General features: G+C 39.5%; 21 protein-coding genes. 18 read left to right on the top strand and 3 right to left on the bottom strand.

Annotation, left to right across the window (positions count from 1 at the left end; genetic code table 11):
* Nucleotides 1-18: 18 nt before the first annotated feature.
* The 7 genes from QDN89_RS19205 (at nt 19) to QDN89_RS19175 (ending at nt 8337) form a co-directional block, all read left to right on the top strand.
* Nucleotides 19-618: an ECF transporter S component gene (locus QDN89_RS19205; protein ID WP_280771853.1), complete on the top strand. Its 600-nt coding sequence runs from the start codon at nt 19-21 to the stop codon at nt 616-618.
* A complete protein-coding gene (locus QDN89_RS19200) occupies nt 602-2230 on the top strand; it encodes an ABC transporter ATP-binding protein (RefSeq protein ID WP_280771789.1) in 1629 nt (542 codons plus the stop codon). Before QDN89_RS19205 ends, QDN89_RS19200 begins: the two co-directional genes overlap by 17 nt.
* A complete protein-coding gene (locus QDN89_RS19195) occupies nt 2214-2993 on the top strand; it encodes an energy-coupling factor transporter transmembrane component T family protein (RefSeq protein WP_280771852.1) in 780 nt (259 codons plus the stop codon). The genes QDN89_RS19200 and QDN89_RS19195 overlap by 17 nt, the downstream gene beginning before the upstream one ends.
* A 330-nt stretch (nt 2994-3323) precedes the next feature.
* Nucleotides 3324-5720 carry an ABC transporter permease gene (locus QDN89_RS19190; RefSeq protein WP_280771851.1) on the top strand — a complete coding sequence of 799 codons (2397 nt, stop codon included), beginning with the start codon at nt 3324-3326 and terminating at the stop codon, nt 5718-5720.
* 19 nt (nt 5721-5739) lie between these two features.
* The gene (locus tag QDN89_RS19185) at nt 5740-6492 is read left to right on the top strand and encodes an ABC transporter ATP-binding protein (protein WP_280771788.1); all 753 of its coding nucleotides are present in this window, start codon (nt 5740-5742) and stop codon (nt 6490-6492) included.
* A gap of 313 nt (nt 6493-6805) precedes the next feature.
* Nucleotides 6806-7081 carry a hypothetical protein gene (locus QDN89_RS19180; protein WP_280771787.1) on the top strand — a complete coding sequence of 92 codons (276 nt, stop codon included), beginning with the start codon at nt 6806-6808 and terminating at the stop codon, nt 7079-7081.
* A gap of 398 nt (nt 7082-7479) precedes the next feature.
* Nucleotides 7480-8337 (top strand): alpha/beta fold hydrolase, encoded by an 858-nt coding sequence (locus QDN89_RS19175; protein ID WP_280771786.1) that lies wholly within the window; start codon nt 7480-7482, stop codon nt 8335-8337.
* A gap of 328 nt (nt 8338-8665) precedes the next feature.
* Here QDN89_RS19175 and katG read toward each other — a convergent pair whose 3' ends face one another.
* Nucleotides 8666-10849: a catalase/peroxidase HPI gene (gene katG, locus QDN89_RS19170; RefSeq protein WP_280771785.1), complete on the bottom strand. Its 2184-nt coding sequence runs from the start codon at nt 10847-10849 to the stop codon at nt 8666-8668.
* A gap of 532 nt (nt 10850-11381) precedes the next feature.
* A complete protein-coding gene (locus tag QDN89_RS19165) occupies nt 11382-12368 on the bottom strand; it encodes an aldo/keto reductase (RefSeq protein WP_280771784.1) in 987 nt (328 codons plus the stop codon).
* Nucleotides 12369-13026: 658 nt separating this feature from the next.
* On the opposite strand from QDN89_RS19165, the gene QDN89_RS19160 reads away from it, so the two are divergent.
* The 9 genes from QDN89_RS19160 to QDN89_RS19120 all read left to right on the top strand — a co-directional run bounded on the left by QDN89_RS19160 (nt 13027) and on the right by QDN89_RS19120 (nt 23767).
* Nucleotides 13027-13362: a PadR family transcriptional regulator gene (locus QDN89_RS19160; protein ID WP_280771783.1), complete on the top strand. Its 336-nt coding sequence runs from the start codon at nt 13027-13029 to the stop codon at nt 13360-13362.
* A gap of 1 nt (nt 13363) precedes the next feature.
* Nucleotides 13364-13702 carry a DUF1048 domain-containing protein gene (locus tag QDN89_RS19155; protein ID WP_280771782.1) on the top strand — a complete coding sequence of 113 codons (339 nt, stop codon included), beginning with the start codon at nt 13364-13366 and terminating at the stop codon, nt 13700-13702.
* A 447-nt stretch (nt 13703-14149) separates the two neighbouring features.
* Entirely contained in the window at nt 14150-14527 is a 378-nt protein-coding gene (locus QDN89_RS19150; RefSeq protein WP_280771781.1) for a VOC family protein, read from the top strand.
* Between the two features lie 302 nt (nt 14528-14829).
* Nucleotides 14830-15381, top strand: coding sequence for an alpha/beta hydrolase (locus tag QDN89_RS19145; protein ID WP_280771780.1), 552 nt, complete (start codon nt 14830-14832; stop codon nt 15379-15381).
* A gap of 447 nt (nt 15382-15828) precedes the next feature.
* On the top strand, nt 15829-16764 hold the full coding sequence (locus QDN89_RS19140) for an aldo/keto reductase (protein WP_280771779.1): 936 nt from the start codon (nt 15829-15831) through the stop codon (nt 16762-16764).
* Between the two features lie 416 nt (nt 16765-17180).
* On the top strand, nt 17181-18605 hold the full coding sequence (locus QDN89_RS19135) for an aldehyde dehydrogenase family protein (RefSeq protein ID WP_280771778.1): 1425 nt from the start codon (nt 17181-17183) through the stop codon (nt 18603-18605).
* A gap of 413 nt (nt 18606-19018) precedes the next feature.
* Nucleotides 19019-19777 carry a TetR/AcrR family transcriptional regulator gene (locus QDN89_RS19130; protein WP_280771777.1) on the top strand — a complete coding sequence of 253 codons (759 nt, stop codon included), beginning with the start codon at nt 19019-19021 and terminating at the stop codon, nt 19775-19777.
* A gap of 91 nt (nt 19778-19868) precedes the next feature.
* A complete protein-coding gene (locus QDN89_RS19125) occupies nt 19869-22490 on the top strand; it encodes a PEP/pyruvate-binding domain-containing protein (protein WP_280771776.1) in 2622 nt (873 codons plus the stop codon).
* Between the two features lie 2 nt (nt 22491-22492).
* Nucleotides 22493-23767, top strand: coding sequence for an MFS transporter (locus QDN89_RS19120; protein WP_280771775.1), 1275 nt, complete (start codon nt 22493-22495; stop codon nt 23765-23767).
* A 162-nt stretch (nt 23768-23929) separates the two neighbouring features.
* Here QDN89_RS19120 and QDN89_RS19115 read toward each other — a convergent pair whose 3' ends face one another.
* The gene (locus tag QDN89_RS19115; protein ID WP_280771774.1) at nt 23930-24382 is read right to left on the bottom strand and encodes a staygreen family protein; all 453 of its coding nucleotides are present in this window, start codon (nt 24380-24382) and stop codon (nt 23930-23932) included.
* Between the two features lie 265 nt (nt 24383-24647).
* On the opposite strand from QDN89_RS19115, the gene QDN89_RS19110 reads away from it, so the two are divergent.
* On the top strand, nt 24648-25142 hold the full coding sequence (locus tag QDN89_RS19110) for an RNA polymerase sigma factor (protein ID WP_280771773.1): 495 nt from the start codon (nt 24648-24650) through the stop codon (nt 25140-25142).
* Nucleotides 25132-26295 (top strand): anti-sigma factor, encoded by a 1164-nt coding sequence (locus QDN89_RS19105; RefSeq protein ID WP_280771772.1) that lies wholly within the window; start codon nt 25132-25134, stop codon nt 26293-26295. The genes QDN89_RS19110 and QDN89_RS19105 overlap by 11 nt, the downstream gene beginning before the upstream one ends.
* Nucleotides 26296-26300 lie beyond the last annotated feature (5 nt).

Raw genomic sequence — 26300 nt, 5'->3', positions numbered from 1 at the left:
GAGGCGAATGTAACCATGATGAGACAATGGAAACTGAAAGAAATTGTGTTAATGTCCATTTTCGGTGTCGTTTTCGCCGTTATTTACTTAATGTTTTATTTTTTTGGCCAAGGGCTGCGTAATTTTCTTACACCATTCGGGCTAGCTCCATTTGGTTATGAAGTCATTTTCGGCATTTGGTTTATTGTCTCGATCATTGCGGCATATGTGATCCGTAAACGAGGCGCAGCGTTTTGGTCAGAGCTAATTGCAGGAACTGTGCAAGTATTAATCGGAAGTCCTGCTGGACCTCAATTAATTATTTCTGCGGCCATTCAAGGACTTGGAGCTGAGGTGGTCTTCTTAGCGACAAGGTATCGAAACTTTTCTCTCTATGTACTGATGATGGCTGGGATGTCCGCCGCAGTTTTCAGCTACGCATGGGGTTGGTTCCAATCAGGATTGGCAGCTCTTACGCCAGGATTAATTATTGCGACGCTGACCGTTCGAGTGATCAGTGGTGCACTATTGGCAGGGTTACTTGGAAAATATATCAGTGATCAGCTTGCGCAAACAGGCGTACTTCGTGGCTATGCATTAGGAAAGGAGTGGGAGGAGAAACGTGATAAATCAGCCTGATTTGAATCGGCAGCAACTTGAGCCACTCATTCGCGTAGAGAACCTATCGTTTGATTATGAAAAAAAAGCGGGATCATCGTTGATTGATGATGTAAGTTTCTCTCTTTTACAAGGGGAAGTGACGCTTCTTTTAGGGGCCAGTGGATCCGGTAAGAGTACGATTTCTCTTTGTTTAAATGGTCTTTATCCTGAAGCGGTTGAGGGCTATAAAAAAGGGGACGTGTTTTTTCGTGGCCGGGAGATCCGCCAGTTTGAAAAAGGAGAACTTAATCAAAAGATCGGCATTGTGTTTCAAGACCCGGAAAGTCAATTTTGTATGATGACAGTGGAAAATGAATTAGCCTTTACGATGGAAAATATCCGTATTCCGCAAAAGGATATGTCGTCAAAAATAGATCGTATTCTTGAAGCGGTGGGGTTAAAAGACTTCCAAAAACGACCGATTCACCAACTTTCAGGAGGGCAAAAACAAAAGGTTGCATTAGCATCCGTGCTATTGTTGGAGCCTGAATTGCTCATCCTAGATGAACCAACAGCGAACTTGGATCCTGTTTCTAGTATGGAGTTTATCAAGTTGGTATCCGAGTTACAGAAAGAACGAGGCATGTCTGTGTTCGTGATCGAACATCAGCTCGACGACTGGGTTCTGTTCACAGACCACGTTCTTGCGTTAAGTCAAGAAGGAAAACTCATTGCTGACGGTCGACCTGATCTCGTATTTAAGGAACAATTGGCAATGTTAGGTGCGGAAGGAATTCATTTACCGAAAGATATCACTAAATTTCCAGCAGAGAAGCATAAAAGATTGGCAGACAAGGCCCCTAGGTTTTTGGAACGAACGATTTCAATAAGTCATTTGTCATTTAAACGGAAGGGGAACGTGATTTTAGATGAGATCGATCTAGCTCTTCACAAAGGAGAGTTTGTCGCTATTGTCGGTGAAAATGGAGCAGGGAAGTCGACGCTTCTTCAGCTCATGGCTGGAATTCTAACGCCGTATAAAGGGAAGATTGATTTCCTCAATAAGTCACTGAAACAATGGCGTGAACAGGAATTACGGCAGAAAATGGGCTTTGTTTTCCAAAATCCTGAGCATCAATTTATTACTGACACTGTCTATGATGAATTGGCTTTTGGCATGAAATTGAACGGGACTGGTGAACGGAAAATGAAAGCAAGGATAGACGTTCTTTTGGATCACTTCCAGTTACAAAATCACCAATGGAGCAATCCATTTTCAATTAGTGGTGGTCAAAAGCGTCGTCTCAGTGTGGCAACGATGCTCGATGAAACACCGGAACTTCTCCTGTTTGATGAACCGACTTTTGGGCAAGATGCAAAAACGACAGAAGAGCTGATGACTATCATTCTGGAATTAAAAGAACAAGGAACAACGGTAGTGTTCGTTACGCACGATATGGATTTAGTCGATCAGTATTGTGAACGGACATTTGTTTTAGATTCGGGGCGGATCGTTTTTCATGGCCACCCCGAGAAGTTGTGGAAAAACGAAGAGCTGCTTCATACAGCTAGGCTAAGACAACCTTATCGGATTCGAAAACAGAATTTGAAACAGCAGAAAGCTGGTGAAACGTATGATCTCGTCCGTTAATCCAGCGTTGAAAATGGTAGCCATTCTTATCCCCGGGGTGTTATTGAGCTTTAGCTTTGACATATTTACACCACTTATCTATCTTATATTTGTTGTCGCGTTCACGTTTATGTTCAGCAAAATCTCTATCAAAAAATGGTTGCTGTTATTTTCACCATTTGTCTTTCTAGCGATAGGTTTTGCGTGGATGACCGTTCTTTATACGAGTGATAGTTTCGCAGGCGGACGTGTTCTTTTCGAATTTTGGTGGTTTGAAGTGACGACGGGAGGAGTCATGGTCGGAATCAGCCTTGCGCTCCGATCACTCTGCTTTGTCGCTCTGTCGCTCATGTTTATCTTAACGACAGACTCAACTAAATTCATGCTTAGTCTTATGCAACAGTTCAAGCTCCCACCAAAGCTCACTTACGGTATTCTTGCAGGCTATCGATTTCTGCCGACGTTTAAACATGAATTTGAAGTGCTAAGACAGGCGCATCGGATTCGTGGAATTGGTCGTGCGAAAGGGTTGAAAGGTCGAATTCACCAGTTCCGTCGCTATGCGATTCCGTTAATGGCCAATGCTATTCGCAAAGCGGAGCGCGTGGCGATTGCGATGGAGTCGAAAGGGTTCACAGGTGAGACAGACCGAACTCATTATCATCAGATGTCTATCGGTAGAAAAGACTGGGCGTTTTTCACAAGTATCGTAGGCGCGTTCTGCTTAGTGATTATCGCTTCTTATCAGTTAGGCTATTTGAATATCTTTGGAGTGCAATTTTGATAAAAGCATCGTATTTAACTCGAATTAGTTTCTCGTTCCTGCTCTTATTCGCTTAAAATGTTAACTCGATGGGGCACACGTTTTTTATCGTCGTGGTTTTGTGAAGAATTGTAAAAGAAAGGTATAATACGGTAAACGAAGTTAAGTCAGATTATCTGACTTAGCTTTTTTTGTGTGTGGTGAAGAAAGTGCCGGAGACAGGACCTTTTCCTCGCTGATACTTCACATAAACTACTTTATTTACAAATCAACCCCCTTTTTTAAGTGATAAAATTTATCTATAGAGTATGCCTTGTTTCTTTATCTTTTAAGCATGCAAAATTGGCTCCAATGACACCATTAAAGAAATGGAAAGGAGTTTGGGAAAAGCCTATGAACTGGTTAATAGTTAAAAATGATCTTAAAAGAAATAAAGTCATAAATCTGGCATTAGTTTTGTTTATGATGTTGTCTACTGGACTTGCAGCTTTGTCAATGTTAATTGCAGTTCAAACCTTTACATCAATTTCTGAATTATATAAGACAGCACAACCGCCTCATTTTCTTCAGATGCATAAAGGAGAAATCAATCAAGAGGAAATAGATAAGTTTATGTCAGATTATAAGGGAATAACAGATTGGCAGACTATAACAATGGTTAATATCTATGGTAATAGTCTTACAGTCATTGGTAATGAAAAGACGTACGATCTTTCAGATAGCCGTCTTGATATTGGTTTAGTAAAGCAGAACGAAGCTAAGGATTTACTGCTAAATTCTACACATGAAAAAGTAACCCTTCATAAGGGGGAAATTGGAATCCCTGTACTTCTAAAGGATAGGTATAATATGAAAATCGGCGATCATATTATTTTAGCCGATAATGAGATTAAGAGGGATTTTGTCATTAAAGAATTCATTTTGGATTCTCAGATGAACTCACCATTGGTTTCTTCTACAAGAATATTATTAAGCGATGAAGATTTTGCGATGCTTCAAGGTAAGTTTGGAGAGAAAGAGTATCTAATTGAAGCTTATTTTACTGATTCAAAAGAGGCTTCAGATTTTCAGACAGCCTACGAAAATGCAGGACTTCCACAGAATGGTCAAGCAGTGACTTATACAATGATTTTCTTGCTGAGTGCTATAACGGATATCATTACAGTATTTGTTATGCTTCTAGTTAGTGTATTGTTAATTTTTGTTTCTTTTATCAGTGTTAAGTATACGATCATGGCAGCTTTAGAAGAAGATATTGCTGAAATTGGTACAATGAAAGCTATTGGAATTCCATTTGGCGATATCAGAGAACTTTATCTTAACAAGTATAGGGTACTTGCTGTGGTAGGTGTTATTGCTGGATATTTATTAGCATTATTGATTAGCGGTCTATTCATAAAGCAGATCAACGCTACATTTGGTGAGATGAGGCTAACTCCTTTGGCTTTAATATTATCTCTTGTAATTAGTTTCCTTGTTTACCTTCTTATAAACAATTATTGTAAAAGGATATTAAAGAAAATAAAAAAGGTTACGGTTGTTGATGCGTTGGTTAGTGGAAAGGGATTTGATAAAGCCAACGGTGGCATAAAGGACGGCCTATATAAATCCAAGAAACTTTCTGTTAACTGGCTTATAGGAATACGTGAAGTTTTTTACAAGTTTAAAAACTGGACGATTGTTTTTGCAATTGTATTAATTACAACACTGATGGTTCTAGTTCCTGCTAATCTAATGAATACCTTTGAGGCACCTGAATTTATTACCTATATGGGGAGCTCTCTAGAGGATATCCTGATCGAAGTGGAAGAGGGGGAAAATCTCGAAACTAGCTATGTAAAGGTAAAAGAGGTTTTAGAAAACGATAATTCTATTGAAAATTACTTTGAATATCGAAGGGTACGTGTGAAAACTACTGATTCTGAAAATCAACTTATGAATTTAAATATAGATTGTGGAGAAAACGCGGGGAACGACTTAAAGTATCTAAGTGGAAAGGCACCTGAAGAAGAAAGCGAGATAGTTATTTCCTACCTTAACGCAAATGAAATCGGGAAAGAGGTCGGAGAAACAATGGTGCTTTTCTTTGATGACAAGGAGCAGGAATTTACTATTTCAGGAATCTACCAGGATGTTACTAGTGGTGGATATACAGCGAAGTCAAAATACATTTTTTCAGATATTGATGCTGGAAAATATACATTTTCAGTTAATTTAAATGATAATGTTGACGAAGAACAAAAGGCTGAAGAATGGTCTGAACTCCTTGGAGCAGGGATTACGGTAGATCCTATGGAGGAATTTATCAACCAGACTTTGGGTGGGGTTGTTAACCAGCTCAAGACTGTTGTATTTGGGATTATACTCATTGGAGCATCTTTGGTGATCCTATTTACGATTCTATTTTTAAAACTGCGCATAGCAAAGGATTTATCGGAAATTGCAGTCTTGAAAGCTATAGGTTTTTCTGAACATGATATAAAACAGCAGTACATGATAAAAATAGGATTCGTTTCGATAACTGGCATCCTAGTAGGAATTATTTTAACAGATTTCTTAGGTGACAGGCTTGTCAATGTTGCATTAAGTATTTCAGGACTTGGGATTAAGAAAGTTGAGCTTATTGCAAACCCTGTGATTCAGTATATTGTGTTTCCATTGTTTTTGCTAATGCTAATACTGTTTGTAACTTGGTTTGTTATGAGAACAATTAAAAAATACAATATTGTTTCTATTATTAATGAATAGGAAATGAAGGAGGTGCAATGTGAAAACAATTTTAGAAGTGCAAAATTTATGTAAAAACTATGAAGATACAAAGGTTTTAAATAATATAAATTTCAAGGTTGACGAAGGCGAGTTCATTGCTATCATGGGCCAGTCTGGTTCTGGGAAATCCACTTTACTTTATAGTATAAGTGGAATGGACAGACCTACTAAAGGCAACGTATTGCTTAGTGGTAAAGATATTTCAAATCTGGAAGATGAAAAAATGGCCGAAGTAAGGCTTAATAAAATGGGATTTATTTTTCAAAACTCCCATCTACTAAAAAATTTATCTATTCGAGATAATATTGTCCTTCCAGGATTTAAGTCTGCAAAGCTATTGAGAGACGAAATAAATCAACATGCTGACAAGCTGATGGAAAAGACAGGAATCACTAGTGTTGCAACTCATGATATAAAAAAGGTATCAGGTGGTCAGCTACAGCGTGCTGCAATTTGCAGAGCATTGGTCAATCAGCCGGATATTTTATTTGGGGATGAACCTACCGGGTCACTAAACAGCAGTACCACAAAAGAAGTAATGGATATTATCAATGCTATTAATAGAGAAGGTACCACCGTCATGATTGTTACTCATGATGTGAAAGTCGCAACAAGGGCAGGCAGAGTAATTTTCCTTCTGGATGGAAATATCCATGATGAACTATTATTAGGGAAATATAACGAAGACGAAAATAAAAGTTCATCTCGTGAGAAACGATTGTTTGAGTGGTTAGAAAAACAGGGGTTTTAGGTTTTTACCATAGGGACGGTTCTTGTGGTTAAAAAAAATTTCTTCTAGTTAGACATCACGCACTAAGGAAAATGCTTTTTTTCTGGTGCAAATACCAGAAAATGCTTGAAATTCTGGTATTTAGTTTTGTCTGAAAAGCATATAGGTGTGAGTTTTTTAGTTGCGACTGCCATTCTTAGTTTTAAAAGGATTTAAATAATACTCTTGTGTTTTGTTCCAGAACTTTTCTTACTTCAGAATTTTTAATGAAAGCTTTATAATAAAGGGGAATCAGTTAAATAATAACTATAGTTTTTTTTAGGAGGGGAAATGAATGGACAATAAAAAAGAAGAACTAATTAACGTTTTAAAAAAGCAATTAAAGGATGGAGAGAAAGTTTATTTTGAATTAAATGCTTTTGAATATAGAGATTTAGGGTCTAATAAATATTTTCTACTAAAAGATGGTTATTTGTGTGAATATATTAATGATCATTTTAATAGGAGAGTAGAAGTGAAAGAAGTAGAAAAAATTTTAGATGAGATTGCTGAGAACAAGATAAAGAACAAAGAACAATTAGATGATGTGAAGAAGTTTTTAGATATTTAAGGAGCAGGCTTTTACTATTGTGGCACCTATTGTGGTACCTGACCCCCAGTGCAGTAAAACTTTACCGCACTGGGGGTCAGTTTTTATTTTTTATTCAGGCACCTTTTATTATAAATGACATTGACTCTCCTGTTAGGTGGTCATTAAAAAAGCTATCCCTGTAATGGAGGATTTTTTGCATCAATTTCTTATTTAAATTATATCATATATTGGAATAAATTTACAGACTATAATTGTTTGGTTTTTATATGTATAATCACTTTACTATAGATTATAAAGAGCATTTTGGACGTTTATCAGTTGAGTGAGAATCTAATCCAGCAGGGAATACATCAGCATGCATCAAGTCACCAAAGTATGTTTGAAAGATATAACAATTAGAAGGGGTGATTTTACAAATGAATGGGAAGCTTGTTTATAAGTCACCAGAAGGTAGAGGTGCAATTTTAAATTATTACGACACTTTACTTGAACAATGGCCTCAGCCAAATGAAATGTTTTATGTAAATTCAAGTTTTGGATCCACTTTTATCATTGCAAGCGGCAATGTTGATTCCCCTCCCCTTATTTTGCTTCATGGCAGTGCAATGAACTCGACAATGTGGATGAAAGATGCACAAGATTTTTCGAAGAAGTATCGTGTATATGCAATTGATATACCTGGTGAACCTGGAAAAAGTAGTGAAAACCAAATTCCTTACAAAAGTACTGCATTTGCAGATTGGCTTAACGAAGTATTTAGCGCACTTGCCATTGACAAAGCAAGCATCATCGGAAGTTCTTTAGGCGGGTGGTTGGCAATTAAATTTTCTACGCATTATCCCGAAAAGGTAAATAAGCTTGTGCTGATTTCTCCTGGCGGAATAGGCGCACAAAGAACTTCATTCTTTATTAAATCTTTAGTCTATATGCTTTTTGGAGAAAAAGGAATGAAGAGGCTGTACAAAAAGATAAATGGAAACATATCCCTACCTGAATCGGTGTTTAAATACCAAATGCTTGTTAGTAAACATCATAATTACCGCAGAGAGGTCTTACCTTTATTTGACGATAATGATTTAAGGGAACTAACTATGCCTTTGACCCTTTTTGTAGGAGAAAAGGATATGTTAATACATTCAGTACAGACGGCACATCGAATAAGTAGTATTCTCTTACATGCTAAATTACATGTTCTTCCAGGGGAAGGGCATATCCTTAAAAACCTCACAGGAAGGATCGATGATTTTTTACAAGCTGAGGATTACAGACAATGAATAAAATAGGTGATTTAACTTAACTAGAAAAAAGTGTCCAATTTAATTAAGGAGGGTTTATATGTCGGTATTTTTAAATCTTGTTGTAATTCAATTAATTTGTGGTTCCTGACCCCCAATACGGTATCTTACGCCGATTAAAAACTTACAGAAGCCTTCTCTTTTAAAAAGAAAAAACACCTTAGTCATGCTCCTGAACTAACAGCACGTTAATGCGTTGCCATTATCAGAAACTTCGTAAGGTGTTTTAGAACTGGGGTCTTATCCAACAATAGGATCTTGTAAACGAGCCCCAATTTTTAATTTTGCATAGTCGTGCCAAGTTCTTTTATTTAACGTCAAAGCGATCTGCGTCCATGATCTTAACCCAAGCAGCGATAAAGTCATGAACAAATTTCTCTTTGCTGTCGTCTTGAGCGTATACTTCTGAAAGGGCACGGAGAATGGAATGCGAACCAAAAACAAGGTCTACTCTCGTTGCGGTAGATACGAGTTCGTCAGTCTTAGGGTCACGTCCTTCATAAATACCACTGTCAGTAGGCTTCCAAACAAGTCCCATGTCAAGCAAGTTCACGAAAAAGTCGTTTGAGAGTACTCCGACACGATCTGTGAAGACGCCGTGTTGTGTACCACCGTGGTTGGTACCTAGCACACGCATACCACCAATAAGTACAGTCATTTCATGAGCAGATAGGCCAAGTAACTGAGCTTTGTCTACCATGAGATCTTCTGGACTTACACTATATTGTTTCTTTTGATAGTTACGGAAAGCATCGGCTACTGGTTCCAATACTTCAAAGTTTTCTACGTCTGTCTGATCTTGTGTTGCATCACCACGTCCTGGTGTAAATGGAACCGTAGCATCAACCCCTGCGTCTTTAGCAGCTTTTTCAATAGCTGCACTTCCACCAAGGACAATCAAATCAGCTAAGCTGACTTTTTTAGTGAGATCGTTTTGAATGTTTTCGTAAACCGATAACACTTTCGAAAGCTGTTCTGGCTCATTCGCATCCCAGTCTTTCTGTGGAGCTAGTTGGATGCGGGCACCGTTAGCCCCTCCACGCATATCTGAGCCACGGAATGTGCTAGCGGAAGCCCAGGCAGTTTTGACGAGCTCACCAACTGTTAGTCCGGAATCTAAAATTTTTGCTTTTAGTTCTTTTACTTCAGCATCTGTTAAGTCATAATCAACCGCTGGGATAGGGTCTTGCCAGATGAACTCTTCTTCAGGCACTTCTGGACCTAGATATCGGTCTCGAGGACCCATGTCACGGTGAAGTAGCTTGAACCATGCGCGAGCAAAGGCATCAGCAAATTCATCAGGATTATTATGGAAACGACGTGAAATTTTTTCGTAATCTGGATCCATACGCATAGCCATGTCTGCTGTCGTCATCATCGTCGGAACTTGTTTCGAGGCATCAGCCGCATCTGGAGCAAGATGGTTCTCATCAGGATTTACAGGTTCCCACTGATATGCTCCCGCAGGACTCTTCGTCAATTCCCATTCATATCCAAATAATAGATCAAAGTAACTCATATCCCATGTGGTTGGAGTTGGAGTCCAAGCGCCTTCGATTCCACTTGTGATGGTGAAAGGACCATGCCCTGTTTCGTGAGTGCTCTTCCAGCCGAAACCTTGATGTTCGATTGGAGATCCTTCTGGTTCTTCCCCTACATGAGAAGCTTCTCCTGCACCGTGTGCCTTACCAAAAGTGTGGCCACCGGCTGTAAGGGCAACGGTTTCTTCATCGTTCATACCCATACGCTTAAAGGTGTCACGAATATCTCTAGCACTTCCAAGTGGATCTGGTTCGCCATTTGGACCTTCTGGATTTACGTAAATTAAGCCCATTTGAACGGCAGCGAGAGGGTTCTCTAGGTCTCGTTCGCCAGAGTAACGATTGTCTCCTAACCATTCTTCTTCTGGACCCCAGTTGACATCTTCCTCCGGATGCCAAATGTCTTCACGTCCTCCGCCAAATCCAATTGTCTTTCCACCCATGGATTCAATCGCTACATTTCCTGTTATAAGGAGCAAGTCTGCCCAAGATAATTTATAGCCATATTTCTGTTTAATTGGCCAAAGAAGACGTCGGGCCTTGTCTAGGTTTCCGTTATCAGGCCAGCTATTAAGAGGAGCAAAACGTTGAGAGCCACTTCCACCGCCACCGCGGCCATCTTGCATGCGGTATGTACCTGCTGCGTGCCAAGACATACGAATAAAGAAGGGACCATAATGACCGTAGTCTGCAGGCCACCACTCTTGACTGTCTGTCATGAGGTGATGAAGATCCTTTTTTAATGCGTCGTAATCAAGCTTTTTAAATTCTTCTGCGTAATTAAAATCTTCCCCAAGTGGGTTCGTTTTCGTATCATGCTGATGAAGAACATGCAAGTCCAGTTGGGTTGGCCACCAGTCCTTGTTTTTTGTTCCTCCGGAAGGTTGACTAGTTGCACCTCCACCTGTAAACGGGCACTTTCCAGCGTTCTCATTGTCTTTCATGTCCATACGTTCATTCCCCTTTCTGATTTGAAACTATAGGCGATAACTAATATTACCATTCATTGTAAGAAATATACAATATGAACAATATTAATTATTATATTATAATTATAATAAATAACTAATGAAATAAAAAGTAAAACGCATTAAAATAGAGAAAATTGTAAAAAGTCTTAAGTGAATAATTAGTTTCGAGCCAATTTTAAAGGTGGTATTAAGAAAATCAATTTAGTAGTTAACAGGTATTTATTTGAGAAGGTTGGAGGTGATTTTTTTTAAGAGCGTTATAATTGTAATAAAAAAAGAGGGGTTAAGGTTTTAAGTTTTAAGTTTTAAGTTCAGTCATTGAGGAATGGCACGATATTCATTTTAAGTATTTAATTTGGAATTCTAGAATTTTCCACTTCTTCTCACCATTGTTTATGGTGTCCTATTTTCCTCGATAAAACCTCCGAGCCACATGCTAACCACATTTCGTGTTGTTAGCATGTGTACTTGAAGGGGATTCAATCCGATGTTCGGTTGTTGTAAGAATTAATTATTCGTTTATTGGCAACGGTGCTTCAGGAGAGATTAATTTTTGTTCTCTCATTTCCTGCCAGAAGGCTACAGGAATATCTGCATTCATGGCAATGATATTCTCTAGAATGCGCTCAGGACGAGTGGTACCTGGAATGACTGCCGCTACTGCCGGATGGGCCGCAGAGAATTGAAGAGCAGCTGAAATTAAGCTGACCTGATGACGCTTAGCGATCTCATTCATGCGCTCTACCCTTGAATTAATTTCTGATGATGCATTTTGATATGCGTAATGAGAGCCGCCAGCGATGACACCTGATCCAAAAGGAGCACCGACAACGATTTTGATTTCTTTTTCTTCAGAACCGGGCATTAACCGCTGCAGAGCATACTCATGATCTAGTAGGGTGTAATGGGTAGCCTGAACATGAATATCTGGCTTTGTTTCTTCTAACTCATTTGCCAGCTCAATGGGTTCTGTTTTGTTAACGCCTAATCCCCAACCTTTAATAACACCTTCGTCACGAAGTTTGTTCAGCTCACGGAAAGCTCCAGTTCTTGCTTCTTCAAATTTCGAAAGCCATTCGTCTCCAAGAAAATCCTGTGAGATATCATGAACATAAACAAAGTCCAGTCGATCGGTTTTCAATCGTTTCAAGCTATCCTCAATGGAGTGGCGAGTACCTTCTGCAGTATAATCATTGACAATTTTATTCTTCCGGCCAAATTCAAACAGACCTTCTTTTTCTTCTTCTTCGTCTAAGATGAGTCGTCCGACTTTGGTACTTAACACATAGTCGTCGCGATTGTAATTAGACAAGACTTTCCCTAATCTCATTTCAGCGAGACCGGCACCGTAAAATGGCGCAGTGTCAAAATAGCGAATTCCCTTATCCCAAGCACACTTGACTGTTTCAAGTGCTTCTTCCTCTGGTACGTCTCGGAACATATTTCCTAAAGGCGCTGTGCCAAAGCCAAGTTTTCCATTCTGTTTCAAGTCTATCATGTTGATTTTTCCTCCCTTTAATTTATATAGCATCTATTGTAGGTGTATTTAAGGTGTTCTTTTGTCCGTTACCGAAAAACTTGAAAAATAAACACATGGAAGAGGGAGAGTATAGGCGATAGACCGCAGGGACGGTTCTAGTGGTTGAGTAAAGGTTTTTCGTCCAGTGAGATAGTCATAGAATTTTTTCCTTTGATAAGAAGTCCGATGGAATATTAACACACGCCAGTTCTTCGTTTTCGGTTTCAACTAGGCATTGAAACACTCTCTCAACCGAACGAACCGTCCCCCTGGTTGACGGGAAGGAAAGGATGCGTATAGTGCCCGAAGCGAGAGAGCGTCGACGATGAAAGAAAGTAAGAAAGTTGAAAAGATCCTTTCAGTTGCTACCCGCAACGTTTTCGGGAAGTAAAGGATGAGAGAAAGTAACCGTAGGGACGGTTGCTTTTTGTAAAATCAGACTAAATTATGGAACGGTCAAACTTGATAAAATCCTTGTGATGACTGTGATAAGGGAATTTTTGATTTTTGACGAAAAATTTCATTCTTGACAAATGATGCTAATAAGCGATACTATATACTAGTAGTAAGTAATACTAAATACAGGTGATGAAGAGCACTGAAAATTATAGGTAAATAAAAATGGGGAGGGAGAAATTTGGAAAATAACACAGAAATGTTGAAAGGGGTTCTTGAGGGTTGTGTGCTTGAGATCATCAACCGTGGCGAAACTTACGGTTATGAAATCACACAACAGTTGCGAGAACTTGGCTTCACTGATGTGGTTGAAGGCACAGTTTATGCGATTACCATTCGGCTTGAGAAAAACAATTTGGTTAACATCAAGAAAAAGGCATCCACTAAGGGTCCTCCGAGAAAATTTTACACACTCAACGCAGCAGGTAAAGAGCATCTTAGAACTTTTTGGGGTAAATGGGAATCCATATCAAGCAAATTGAACGAACTAAAAACTAAAAAAAATGAGGAGAATTAATATGAGTATTGTCGAAAAAATTATCGGGAATCTGGATGACAAGCGAGAATGGAAGGCGATGGAGGCACGTGCAAAAACACTCCCTAGTGAGTACCGTAACGCATACAGCGCCATCAAAAAATATATATGGACTTCTGGTGGTCCTTCCGATTGGAAAGAGATACGCCTTATCTTTGGCGGCATTCTCGACCTCTTTGAGGAAGGTGCAGCGGAAGGCAAGAAAGTGACTGACCTTACTGGTGAAAACGTGGCAGCTTTTTGTGACGAACTAGTGAAGGACACGAAAACTTGGAGGGACAAATATCGAACGGAGTTGAACGATAAGATTGGTCGTGATTAACAGTGAAATTCAGTGGATGTTCGACTAGCCTCGACACGAAACAAACCTAAATTATCGTACGAGTTTGCTCGTGCTATTCTATTATTGAGACCGCAGGGACGGTTCTAGTGGTTGAGAAATGAGATTTCACCCCGTGAGGTGAGCATAAAATTCGTTCCATTCATAAGGCACCTAATACGTGTAACTGGGTTCAACCGTAAGAACACCCCTCGGTTGCTGAAGTTATAAAAGGAGTTCTGTCTAGTTAAATGACATATTTTATCAATAATTATATTTTATTCCTGATTTGGTTTCAAGGATCAGGATTTTTTGTTATAATTATTAGAATATTTAAAATATTAATCGCATCGGTAAAATTCATTTATGTAGTGGCGTTGTCCTATTGTCAGAAGAAGAAATTTAAAAAGGTCGATTAGTAATTACTTACACAAAGGAGTGGGAAAAAATATGATTAGTAAAGTTGGTCAAATTATGTTGTATGTAAATAACCAAGATGAAGCAATGGATTTTTGGACTGACAAAATAGGTTTTAGTGTAATTTCTGAAGAAAACAAAGGTGAAATGAGATGGATTGAAATTGCTCCAACAAAGGATTCAGAAACAAGCATCATTCTACACAATAAGGAATTGGTTGCTAAAATGGCACCTGAATTAAATCTTGGTACACCTTCGCTAATGTTTTTCTCGGAAAGATTTGATGAATTATATACCGATTTAACTAATAAAAATATCAAAGTAGGTGAAATTGCCAAAATGCCTTCTGGTAGGGTATTTAACTTTGCCGATAATGAAGAAAATTACTTTGCAGTCATGGATAAAAAGTAAACCACAGCTGGCTATTGAAATCAGGCCCAAGTATTTAGCCGAGATATCAGATTCGTTGAGCTTACCGAAAAACATGCTCGCGCAAGGATGCAGAAACAGAACATCCTAGAAGAACATATCGAGATGGTCATAAAATGATTCACTGATCCTCCTAAGATGGCCTACACGGTTGTCGCAACTGTTAAGCAGATCACAGGGGGATTCTCCCCGAACCTTTGAGCAGTGGGTGAGAGAGCACATACACGAATGGGAGTACACAAACAATGACAACAGAGAATCATCATAAGAAGGGGAGTGAAAATATGAAAAAACAGATATTATTCATTCATAGTGCGGGACCACAGGACCTTCACCAAGGGAGCAGCGGTCTGAAGGCATATTTACAAAAGGTACTTGGTGATGAATACACATTATTAGACCCGGAAATGCCTGATCCAGAAAAACCAAAATATACGAATTGGGAAGCTCAACTAGAAAAAGAGTTCGCTTCATTTGACGAGGAGATAATTCTTATCGGTCATTCTTTGGGCGGTTCGGTTTTGTTGAAATATCTTTCGGAGCAAGCATTCAAACAACCCATTTCCGGTTTGTTTATGATTGCATCCCCATACTGGGGATTGGACGATGATTGGCGGATTGAGGATTTTATTTTGACTAAGAATTTTGCTTCAAAACTCCCGCACATACCGCAGATTTTCCTTTATCATAGCCATAACGATGAAATAGTACCGTCTGCACACGTTGAACACTATGAGGCAAACCTTCCACATGCAAAGACTCGAATACTCGATGGAACGGAACATCTTTTCAGTGATGGATTGCCTGAACTTGTCAATGATATCAAAGAATTATAATGAGTCGTTTTGCACAGTTGAGCTGGCTACATAAACTAATACCTTGTCCTGTCCACGAAAGACCGTAGGGACGGTTCTTGTGGTTAAAAAATTGATATTTCTTCTAGTGAGAAAGGAATAAAATTAGTTTGATTGAGAAGCACTCCAATAGAAACTATAACAAACACCTCGTAACTATTTTCTGTTAAGCAATAAATCATTCTCTTTCTAAAGAAATTCTGATGTTTTTGTAGCTGATGTAACTAGGAGGCAACCGAAGGAACCGTCCCCTTGGTTACCGGTTACCTTGTTTAGCGGCGGCCCTCTATTCCATTTTTCAATGAAAAATATGATATTTTTATGCTAAAATAAGGTTAAGATGATCCGGGAAAGCAATCATTTAATTATTGCCTTTTACGAAACCGATTTCGTAAAAGACATTATAAATGGAAATGAGGAGGAAGAATCATGGAAAAACGGTCGTTCGGAAACACGGGTAAGTTCGTATCAGAAATTGGATTAGGGGCATGGCAGCTCGGTAATGGGAAAAATGAAAATGAGATGACGGAAAGTGAAGGAATAGAGATTGTAAATAAAGCGCTTGAATTAGGCTGCAATTTCTTCGATACAGCACCCAATTATGCGCTAGGGAAAAGCGAGAAAATTCTCGGTAAAGCACTAAAAGGTAAGAGAGATCAGGTGATTATCAGTAGTAAATTCGGTCATCACGCCAGTGGTGAGATTGACTTCGATTCAACTAAAATAGAAAATTCCGTTGACGAAAGCCTCAGCCGTCTCCAAACCGATTATCTTGATTGTGTTCTGTTGCATAATCCACCATTTGAATACCTGAATGGCTCGAGTAAACATTTCGAGGAATTGGAGAAATTAAAAGAGAAAGGAAAAATCGGTGCTTATGGTGCATCTGTCGATTCGAGTGAAGAGATGTTTGAGGTGATAAATAAAACAGACAGTCAAGTGATTGAAGTCATGTTCAATATTTTTCACCAGGATCCTGCGAAAGCTTTTCAAGCAGCTCATGAAAAAGGAATTGGACTTATCATCAAAGTGCCTCTTGATTCTGGCTGGTTATCAGGAAAATATAATGCTCAGAGTTCCTTTAACGATATTAGAAGCCGCTGGACTCCGGATATTATACAAAGACGAACGAAAATGTTAGAAGAGACGAAAAAATATGTGAACGCAAATCAAAGTCTCGTAAAAAAAGCACTGCAATTTATTTTAGCTTATGAGGAAGTATCAACGGTTATCCCAGGAGCTAAGAGCGTTCAGCAATTAAAAGAGAATTTTTCTGCGAGTCAAGGGTCGATGGATGAGCAGACATTTCAGCAATTACAGAAAATGTGGGAAAGTCATTTAAAAGACAGTTCCCTTCCGTGGTAAGTTTCTTTAACTCATAAGTGCAACTATGTGACGGTTGACAGGGAATTCAGACCCCGGCAACCGTCTTTTTTGCTTGCAATACAGGGACAGTTCTAGTGGTTAGAAAATGATATTTCGTCTAGTTAGGAATGCGTAAAATTCGTTCTATTAATAAGAAATCCTAGAGAAACTAACACACATCACATAACCATTATCGGTTTCAACTAAGCAATGAAGCACTCAAAAAATAAGGGTGTTTCTCGTAGTTAAACTAATTATAGGTTAAGAACGGGAATAATGTAACTGGAGGCAACCGAAGGAACCGTCCCCTTGGTTGCTAATTGTTTTAGCCTGAGCTTTGCTGGGAAAAGGAGTGCTGTAAACTCATTTTGGAAAAATAAGAGAATGACAGCATAAACGAAAAGGAGAGGTTTCTTATGCGAAAGCAGATCAAACATTATATTAATGGTGAATGGGTGGAGTCAACAGGCTCTGAAACGATAGACGTCATCAACCCGGCAACGGAAGAAGTGATGGGCAAAATCAGCTCAGGTACAGAGGAAGATTTAGATAAAGCGGTGAAGGCTGCAAGAGCAGCGTTCCCTGCTTTTTCCCGTTCAACGAAAGAGGAACGGATTCAATGGCTCAATAATATTGTAGAAGGTTATGAGAAAAGGAAGGAGGAGTTTATCGACGTCATGACTGATGAACTAGGTTCGCCTCTTACCGTGTCAGAAGAAGTTCATTATCCGATGGGTCTGGGACACTTTAAACAGGCGGTCGATTCCCTCGCAGAATTTTCCTTTTCAGAAGACAGGGGCGGCCATACGCTATTAAAAGAATCGATCGGAGTGAGTGGTCTTATTACACCGTGGAATTTCCCGACCAATCAGGCCTCCACGAAAATTGCCAGCGCAATAGCGGCTGGAAGTCCGGTCATCTTGAAGCCAGCGTCTAAGACACCGTTCGCTGCTATGATGCTAGCCGAGATCATTGACGAAGCTGGTTTGCCGAAAGGGGCGTTTAATCTTGTGAACGGCTCCGGATCAGACATTGGAAATGGGATCAGCTCCCACCCTGGTATTGATTTCGTATCCTTTACGGGTTCAGGTGCTGTCGGTGAAAAAATTATGAAAAACGGCGCAGAAACGATTAAGAAAGTAGCATTGGAACTGGGAGGAAAATCCCCTATCGTCGTACTTGGCGATGCGGACGTGAAAGATGCAGCCAAAACAGCCCTTTCCAATATGATGACAAACACTGGTCAGGTGTGTTCTGCAGGGACGAGGGTGTTTATACCTCAGTCAATGAAACAATCATTTGAGGAAATGATTCTTGACCTGCTTCCAACCTTTCCGGTAGGTGACCCGTGGAAGGAAGGAATTGCTACTGGTCCACTTGTGTCAGAGGATCAGTGGGATACTGTTCAATCGTATATTGAAAAAGGGAAAAAAGAAGCGACTCTCCTCGTCGGGGGAACCGGAAAGCCGGAAGGGCTGGACACAGGGTATTATGCAAAGCCGACTATTTTTACAGATGTGTCTAACGATTCGGTGATTGCCCAGGAGGAAATATTCGGACCGGTCACGACGATTATCACTTACGATGACTTAGAAGATGCCATTGAAATGGCAAACGATAATGTCTACGGACTTGCAGGATATGTGGTTGGAAAAGACCCGGAAACACTGCGGTATGTGGCGTCGAACATTCGCGCTGGCCGCATCAAAGTGAATGGCGCAGAAACTGATTTCAACGGGCCATTTGGCGGTTACAAGCAATCTGGAATCGGCCGTGAATGGGGTGACTTCGGAATTGAAGAATACCTCGAAATCAAGTCCGTCCACGGCATGCCGAAATGATAAATTAAACCGTACCAGCATATAAGCGTGCTGGTGCGGTTTTTAATGTGTGAGGTGCCCGGGTCTTAATTGGCTGTTTGGCTGGATTTGCCCAAGACTCATTGAATAGCATCTGCGAGAAAGGCAACACCGGTTTATAGAAGGGAAGGCCGCGCAATAATGTGCGGCCTTCCATGATGATCGGAACGAAAATTTAATACCCTCACGAAAAATGATACGGCTCAGTCCATCGATGGATTTGTGTCCCTGATGACCAATATTTATGCTGGCTTAAAGTCTGAAACCTTTTTCCCTTTCATCCATTTCGTTTCAAAGGGATATAGAAGATATACTTTTTATTTTTTACATAATTTTGTCACAATTAAGAGAGGTTAGAAGCATGATTTAACGGTGTTTTTCGATTTGTGGAGGTATTGACTTCTTTAAAAAGACAGGATAAAATTAATTTACAAACCGGCGGTCGGTATTTTAAAGAGAGGGTGAAAGCAATGAGAGATGGAAAAGAGCGGCAAGACAGAAAACAGGAATTTCTGGATACGGCGTTAGAATTGTTTTACGAAAAAGGATACGAAAAAACGACTATTAAAGACATCATTAACCAAGTTGGTCTTTCAAAAGGCGCCTTTTATCATTATTTTGAATCAAAAGAGGACGTTATTGAACAAATTTCTGAAACTTTTGCTGAAGAGGTCATTTATCAAGTTAGAAAATTATCTGAGCGAACGGACATGGATGCTGTGGAAAAGATAAACTATTCCATTAAAGTTATTCAGCAGCATAAGAAACAGTTTAAAGACAAACGTAAAAAAATCAAAAGTGCGTTCAACAGTGAAGAAAATTTAAAGCTCCAGAAAAAAATAATAGATAAGCTGAAAGCAAGTATTCTTCCGTATTATAAAAAGATGCTGGATGAGGGGTTAAAAGACAACTTATTCGATATACCTGATTCCTCAGAAATGGCTGAGTTTTTACTGTTTATATTCGATAATTTAAGCAAATCAATTGACGTACTGGAAGAGGACATGCTGGAAAATAAGACATTAAATGAGCAGGAATTTAAAATAGCCTTGGAACAAAAATTGGAGTTTTATGAAGAGGTAGTAGAGAGATTTTTTAAAGTAGATAAAAATACGTTTAAGATCAAAAAAACCTTTATGGAAAGATATTTTTGATTTTTTTTACACATGAACATACCAACCGTTGGTATACTGCCTAAATCAATTAACGGTTTCAGGTCAAAATAATTAAAAGGAGGGTACATCTATGGGGTACGAATATGTGAGGTTTTTAAAGGAGATAGGAGGTAAAGATTTTCAGTCGGTGGGTGGAAAAGCCGCTAATCTTGGGGATATGTTAGAGGCTCAACTGCCTGTGCCGGAAGGATTTGTTGTGTTAACAGATGCTTATAAATTATTCATAAAAGAGAATAACTTGGAAGAAAAAATCCGAAAAATTTTAGATGCTACTGTTGGCAACGATATTGAGTTAATTGAGAAGGCGGCATCCGAAATACAGAACTTCATTAAAGAGGGAGTTATACCACATCAGATCAATCATGAGATTAAAGCTGCGTTCAACTTATCAGGTGCACAGGAGGTTGCTGTGAGGTCGTCAGCTACAGCAGAAGATTTACCTGGCACATCATTTGCGGGACAGTATGATACGTTCTTAAACGTAAAAGGAGAGGACGAGCTTTTCCACAGCATTCAAGCGTGCTGGGCTTCGTTATGGAACAGCAGAGCCATCTCTTATCGGCTTGAACAAAGGATTGAGAATACTGAATTGGCGCATGGCGTCGTTGTTCAGCGTATGGTCAATGCAGAAAAGTCAGGCATTCTTTTTACAGCAAATCCTGTAAACGGAAGACGGGATCAGATTTTAATTAATTCATCATGGGGCCTGGGGGAGGCTATTGTCAGCGGTGAAGTCACTCCTGACCAATGGGTCGTTGACAAAAAAACCGGAGAAATTTTGGAGGAATTGATTGGCCGGAAGCAGCTGATGACTGTAAGAAAGGTAAAAGGTATTGATACGGTTAAAATTCCAGATGAAAAACAAAATGTAGCTACCTTAACTCACCAGGAAGTGAAGGAGCTCCTGAAGCTTTCTGTACTGGCGGAAAATTATTTCGGTTCGCCGCAGGATCTGGAATGGGCTTACCGAGATGAACGCTTTTATCTCGTCCAATCAAGGCCAATCACCTCTCTTTATCCTTTACCGGAGAAACAATCCGGTAAAGACGGTCTCAGAATTCACTTGAATTTAAATAATTATTCGCAGGCAATGAAAGAGCCATTTACTCCTATGGGTGAAGATATTATAAGAGTAATGGTACTGGACACAGCGAGAGTGTTTGGTGCTGAAAATAGAAAAGGAAGCGATCTAGATCTTTGGTGGTATCAGGTTGTTGGGGGCCGAATCTTTATCGATATAACAGACTTTCTAAGAAAAGAGAAAAGCTGGGATAAATTCAGAAAGAATGATACAGCCGACAAAGATCCGATGACCACGAAAGCTTTACTTCAACTGGCAGAAAGAAATAAAGCAGATCTTATAAATCATAAAGAAGCAGTTAACTTGCTTCGTTTCATTAATCTCCGTCTTGTAAAATATTTAACAGGGGCAGGTTTGAAGTACAGCAGAGGCATCTTCTCACCAAAAGCTGCGAGAAACAAGGCGATTCATATTGCAAAAGAGACCGTTAAAGAGTTTAAGGAAGAGACGGATAAGCTAAAAACGCCGGAGGAAATTTTCCGTTTTATTCGTCAAAACAGTCATAAGCTTATTCAGAACTGTGGGAATTTGCTCTTCTATGTTGCTGTTTCTTCCACTTATATTGAGAAAGCTAAAAAGATATTGGGGAATCGCTTGGATGACCTGTCGGATTTATACGAGGTAGAAAAGTCAGTTCCGTACAGTGTTACCACACAGATGGGCATAGAAATTTTAAAGCTTGCGGAACAATATGATCAAAAAGGTAAAAAGCCTGATCCCGCAGATGAGGAGATGACGTCGTTCCTTAAGAAGTATGGACACAGGTCTTCTGTCGAGCTTGATGTTGGCGTGTCGGAATGGAGAGAAGAACCGGAATATGTAATAGATCTGATAAATGCCTATATTGACAATCAAAACTACCAGGAAGGTATCAATAAATTTTTTGAAGGTGAAAAAGAAGCCGAAGCTGCTATTGAAAGAATAAAGACGAATCTGAGACAAAAGGGTTACAAAAAAGATGCAAGAAAAGTTGAAAAATTATTAAGGGATTTCCGGGAAATGTTTGGCATTAGAGAGCTTTCTAAATTTGTCATAACCGAAGTTTTCAGCAATTACAGAGATAAACTGATTGAGGTCGGTACGCACTTAGAGGAGGAAGGCAAGTTAACGGATAAATTAGATATATTTTTTGTCACGATAGATGATATTTTATCCGAAGAAGATCTGCGTCAGCTCGCAGCTGAAAACAAAGAAAAGTACCACAGAGAATTAAAAATGAACGCTCCGAGGCTCCTGACGAGTACAGGAGAAAGTATATATTCTGCATTCCAGGAGTCAAGCGATAATTCTCTTGTGGGTGTAGCGGTTTCCCCCGGAATTTATGAAGGGAAAGTTAAGGTGTTAGAAACGCCGGAAGAAGGTCGAAAACTGGATAAGGGCGACATTCTCGTAACTGCCGGAACAAATCCTTCATGGACGCCGCTATTCTTAAAGATCGGCGCACTCATTATGGAAACCGGCGGACCAATCTCCCATGGTTCTGTCGTAGCCAGAGAATATGGGGTACCTGCAGTGGCAGGGGTGGGCCATGCAAGGTTGGTACTGAAAGACGGTCAAATAGTCAAAGTCAATGGGGAAACAGGGGTCGTAGAATTGGTAGAGCAGGAATAAGTATGATATTACAGGTGGAGAAATTCCACCTGTATTTACCTCATATACATACCGACGGTCGGTATAATTATGAAACTATTAAGAAAGAAGGATCACTTATGAATAGAAAAAAATTAATTATCTTATTCACCAGTATCGCCATCGCCATGACAGGTTACGGGATCGCTTTACCTTTATTTCCTTTTCTAATAGAGAAATACGGAGGGGGTGGATTACAAGTTGGACTGCTTATCGCAAGCTATGGAGCCATGCAGCTAATTTTTGCACCGATTTGGGGAAGCCTTTCCGATAAGTATGGGAGAAAGCCGATGCTGCTTATAGGTATGGGCGGCTTGGGAGCAGCTATGATTTTCTTTGGATTTTCAACCCATCTCTGGATGCTGTATGCGGCGCAATTATTTTCAGGCGCTTTATCTTCTGCCGTTTTTCCGGTGGCGATGGCTTATACAAGTGATGTAACGGAAGATGAAGACAGGGGAGGCGCCATAGGTAAAATCGGGGCGGCGGCAGGACTTGGTATCATCTTAGGTCCTGCCATTGGAGGGCTCCTTGGAGCAGAATCGCTATATCTTCCATTTTTTTTGGCTGCGGGGTTTGCATTGTCTACATGCATCATTATTTGGTTTGGGCTTCCTGAATCCCTGCCGGAAAATAAAAGAGCCGTTGAAAAGGAAAATATAAAACTTTTTCGTATGTCTGGGCTATGGCAAGCCTTACTGACACCTATGGCCTTTGGACTAATCACTGCTTTTGCTGTTAATTTCGGTAAATCAAATTTTTCAAGCGTCTATGGACTTTACGTATTAGAAAGGTTTGGATATGGCCCTAGAGAAGTAGGTATTATATTAATGGTTATGAGTTTTATCTATTTAATTGCCCAAGGCGCTTTAGTAGGGCCTTTAACTAAAAAGTTCGGGGAAGAAAACGTAATTAAAGGTGCTTTAATCGGCAATGGTGCAGGTTTTATTCTCATCATGAACGCTGAAACGTTCCCTATGATTATTTTGTCCGTCAGTTTTTTTATTTTACTAAATGCTCTTTTAAAACCTTCAGCATTAGCTTATGTGTCTAAAAGGTCTGTATACAGTCAGGGCAGGACGATGGGAATCACGGAATCTTTTATGAGTTTAGGAAGAATCCTGGGACCATTATGGGCAGGCAGCTTGTTTGATGTTAATTATTCCTTTCCGTTTATGAGTGGAGCCGTTTTTTTTCTTGTTATGTTCGGTTTGAGCATGAGTGTTAAAAGAGGAAAAAGCGGATCCGCTGCTCTTTAAAGTGAAGGTTGTAAAATGAATGACTTTATTGAATAACATGTTTCCCATCACATTTACGTTTAAAATACCTCTGAAAAAATATTAAAAAAACTGTTCTCGGGCCTTTTGGGACAGCCCTTTATTAGGGTCTACACTTCTACTAAAACATCTCCAGAATTTATATTAAACTAAGTACTGCCGCGGCGTGCCTTCATACGAAACCTGATGAAATTGCGGAAAAACGGAAACGTATTGTATGAAGATCGGAGAATCAAGGAGGGTGGGATGGCAGCTAAAAAAAGCAGAGTCGCCGTTGACCATTCCCATTAATGCCAAGGATATTTCTCTTTTGAAAATGGCATATCTTCTCCTTGCCGTCTGTTCATCGAATATTCCCGCGTCAACGAATGCGCAGCCCTTCAATGCCACACTGCCGTCACTATTTTTTTGCCACTCAGCGATTACTTCATCACGCATGGTCATGTCAATGGCATTCGTATCGTAGATTAGTCCCGCACTCAAAAATAACTCACCTGTCTCGTCAGAGTGGGTTAGCGTGTATTTTCGCCCGAGGACGGGATCACAGACAGAGGCAGGGGGGATGAACGTAACAGAGAGTTTGTTTTTGGAAAACAATCATCACACCTCCAGTCAAGATAGCGGGTACATTTTAAACTAATGTATGTAAAAATGAAACCCGATGTGCAGGCAAGCAAAGCTGATCCTAACATTTATGGTTCAGAAATTGGTTTACAGAATCTACCTCTGTGTCTGTATAATTAGTTTGTATAGAATCATAAAACTCAATCAGGAGTAGCTAATGATAAAATAAATTAATTTTTTTCTAATCTCGTGTTACATTTTTCAATCTTATCCGTGTTATTAATGAAGGGAGGAGAAAATGAGAGAAAATATTGACAGCATTTATAATGATTATTTCCATGATATTTACCGTTTTCTCCTTTCCCTTTGTCATGACCATCACACCGCAGAGGATTTAGTGCAAGAAACTTTTTTTCGTGCTCATTTATTTGTGGAGAATTATGAAGGAGAAAATATTAAAACATGGCTTTTTACCGTTGCACATCACGCATTTATTGATCATTACCGTAAACACAAAAGAATGATAGTGAAAGAAAAGAACTTTTTTATGCAGTATTTTGATAAGAGAAAGGATCCAGAAGAATTATACGTTGTTCAAGAAGAAATTCATGCAGTCATCCATATGTTATCTGGATTATCAGAGAAGCAGCGATATGCCGTGCTTTTACATGATTTTCATGAGTTATCATACAAGGAAGCAGCACAAGTAATGAATGTCCCTGTCACACATTTCAAAGTATTATTGTTCCGTGGCAGACAAGCGATAAGAAAGGCGGGAGAAAATGAGCGATGAATTTAAAAGAAAACTTGCAGCTTATGAAAAAGGGGAACTATCAGATGCTGAGCTTGATGCATTCGAACAAGAATTAGAAAAACTTGAAATGTATCAGGAACATTTGGAAGAAAACGAATCACCTGGATCAAACGGTTCTAAAATCAACGAAAAGAAACAGCAGAAAATCTTAAAGCGAAGCAAATGGAAAGCAAGGTTACAAACGGCATTCTTCGCTATTACGATGATTCTTGCTTTGACAATAGTTTCCTCTATTCTTACCTCAGTCTACTATTCGTGGGGAACTCCAGATCGCGTGGATGTTTTTAGAAATGTGATCGATCATACCTTAACCATTACGGATCCTCATCAAACTTTTGGTGGAACGAGCACCAATACGACACCTTTTTTTGGTTTAAAGGCAACAAGAGATTTGCAAAAAAATGTAGGACATGAAACGGTGAAAGTCGGAGAAATGGAAGTGAATTTTCTATTCTCAATGATGAGTCATCCAGAACGAGAATATTCAGGAGAGAGAACTCAAAACAGAGCTGTTTTTGCTTATCCGGACGGCGAGTTTGATCTCGACAGTGCTAGCGAATGGAATAAGTTAGATAAACTACCTGAAGGAACGGTTGTTTCTGCGTATGTTTCCTTTGAAGAACTATTAGAAACGGAAGATGTATTTGAGAGATTCGAGAACATGGAGATGGATTTGACTTGGTTAGCCGTTGATACGGGTGTAGAAGCAACAGAAGAATGGAATCAAGGGATCGTCGATAACCCAATAGGTTTTCCTAGTTTTCCGATTTGGCACGAAGATGACATGATTTTGGATTCAAGAGAGCAGGAACAAGGGTTATTTGGTAGTAGGACTGTATCGGAAACACGTTCGTCACCAGATTACACGGTAGGGGAGGGAGAAGTCCTTCATGAGCAATTCATGAAAACGTTATTTTTTTTAGAAGATCATGAAACGAAAGCGAATAATCTCGTTTCTGGAGGGTTGAAGCTTTCAGAAAGAATCTCTTACTTAGAAAACAACGGCTTCTTTCATTATGGCGCTGTCATAACAGGACCAACAAAGGAAGTTTTGACCTTACAAGAAGAGGCATGGGTCGAAGCTTTACAAGTGGATGAGGTAAGTTTATGGAATTGGAACGAGTATGATTGAACTAC

Source organism: Salipaludibacillus daqingensis (genome assembly GCF_029891575.1).
Taxonomy (GTDB): Bacteria; Bacillota; Bacilli; order Bacillales; family Salisediminibacteriaceae; genus Salipaludibacillus; species Salipaludibacillus daqingensis.
The sequence above is the reverse complement of the archived record's forward strand: the minus strand, read 5'-3'. Positions and strand labels throughout refer to the sequence as shown.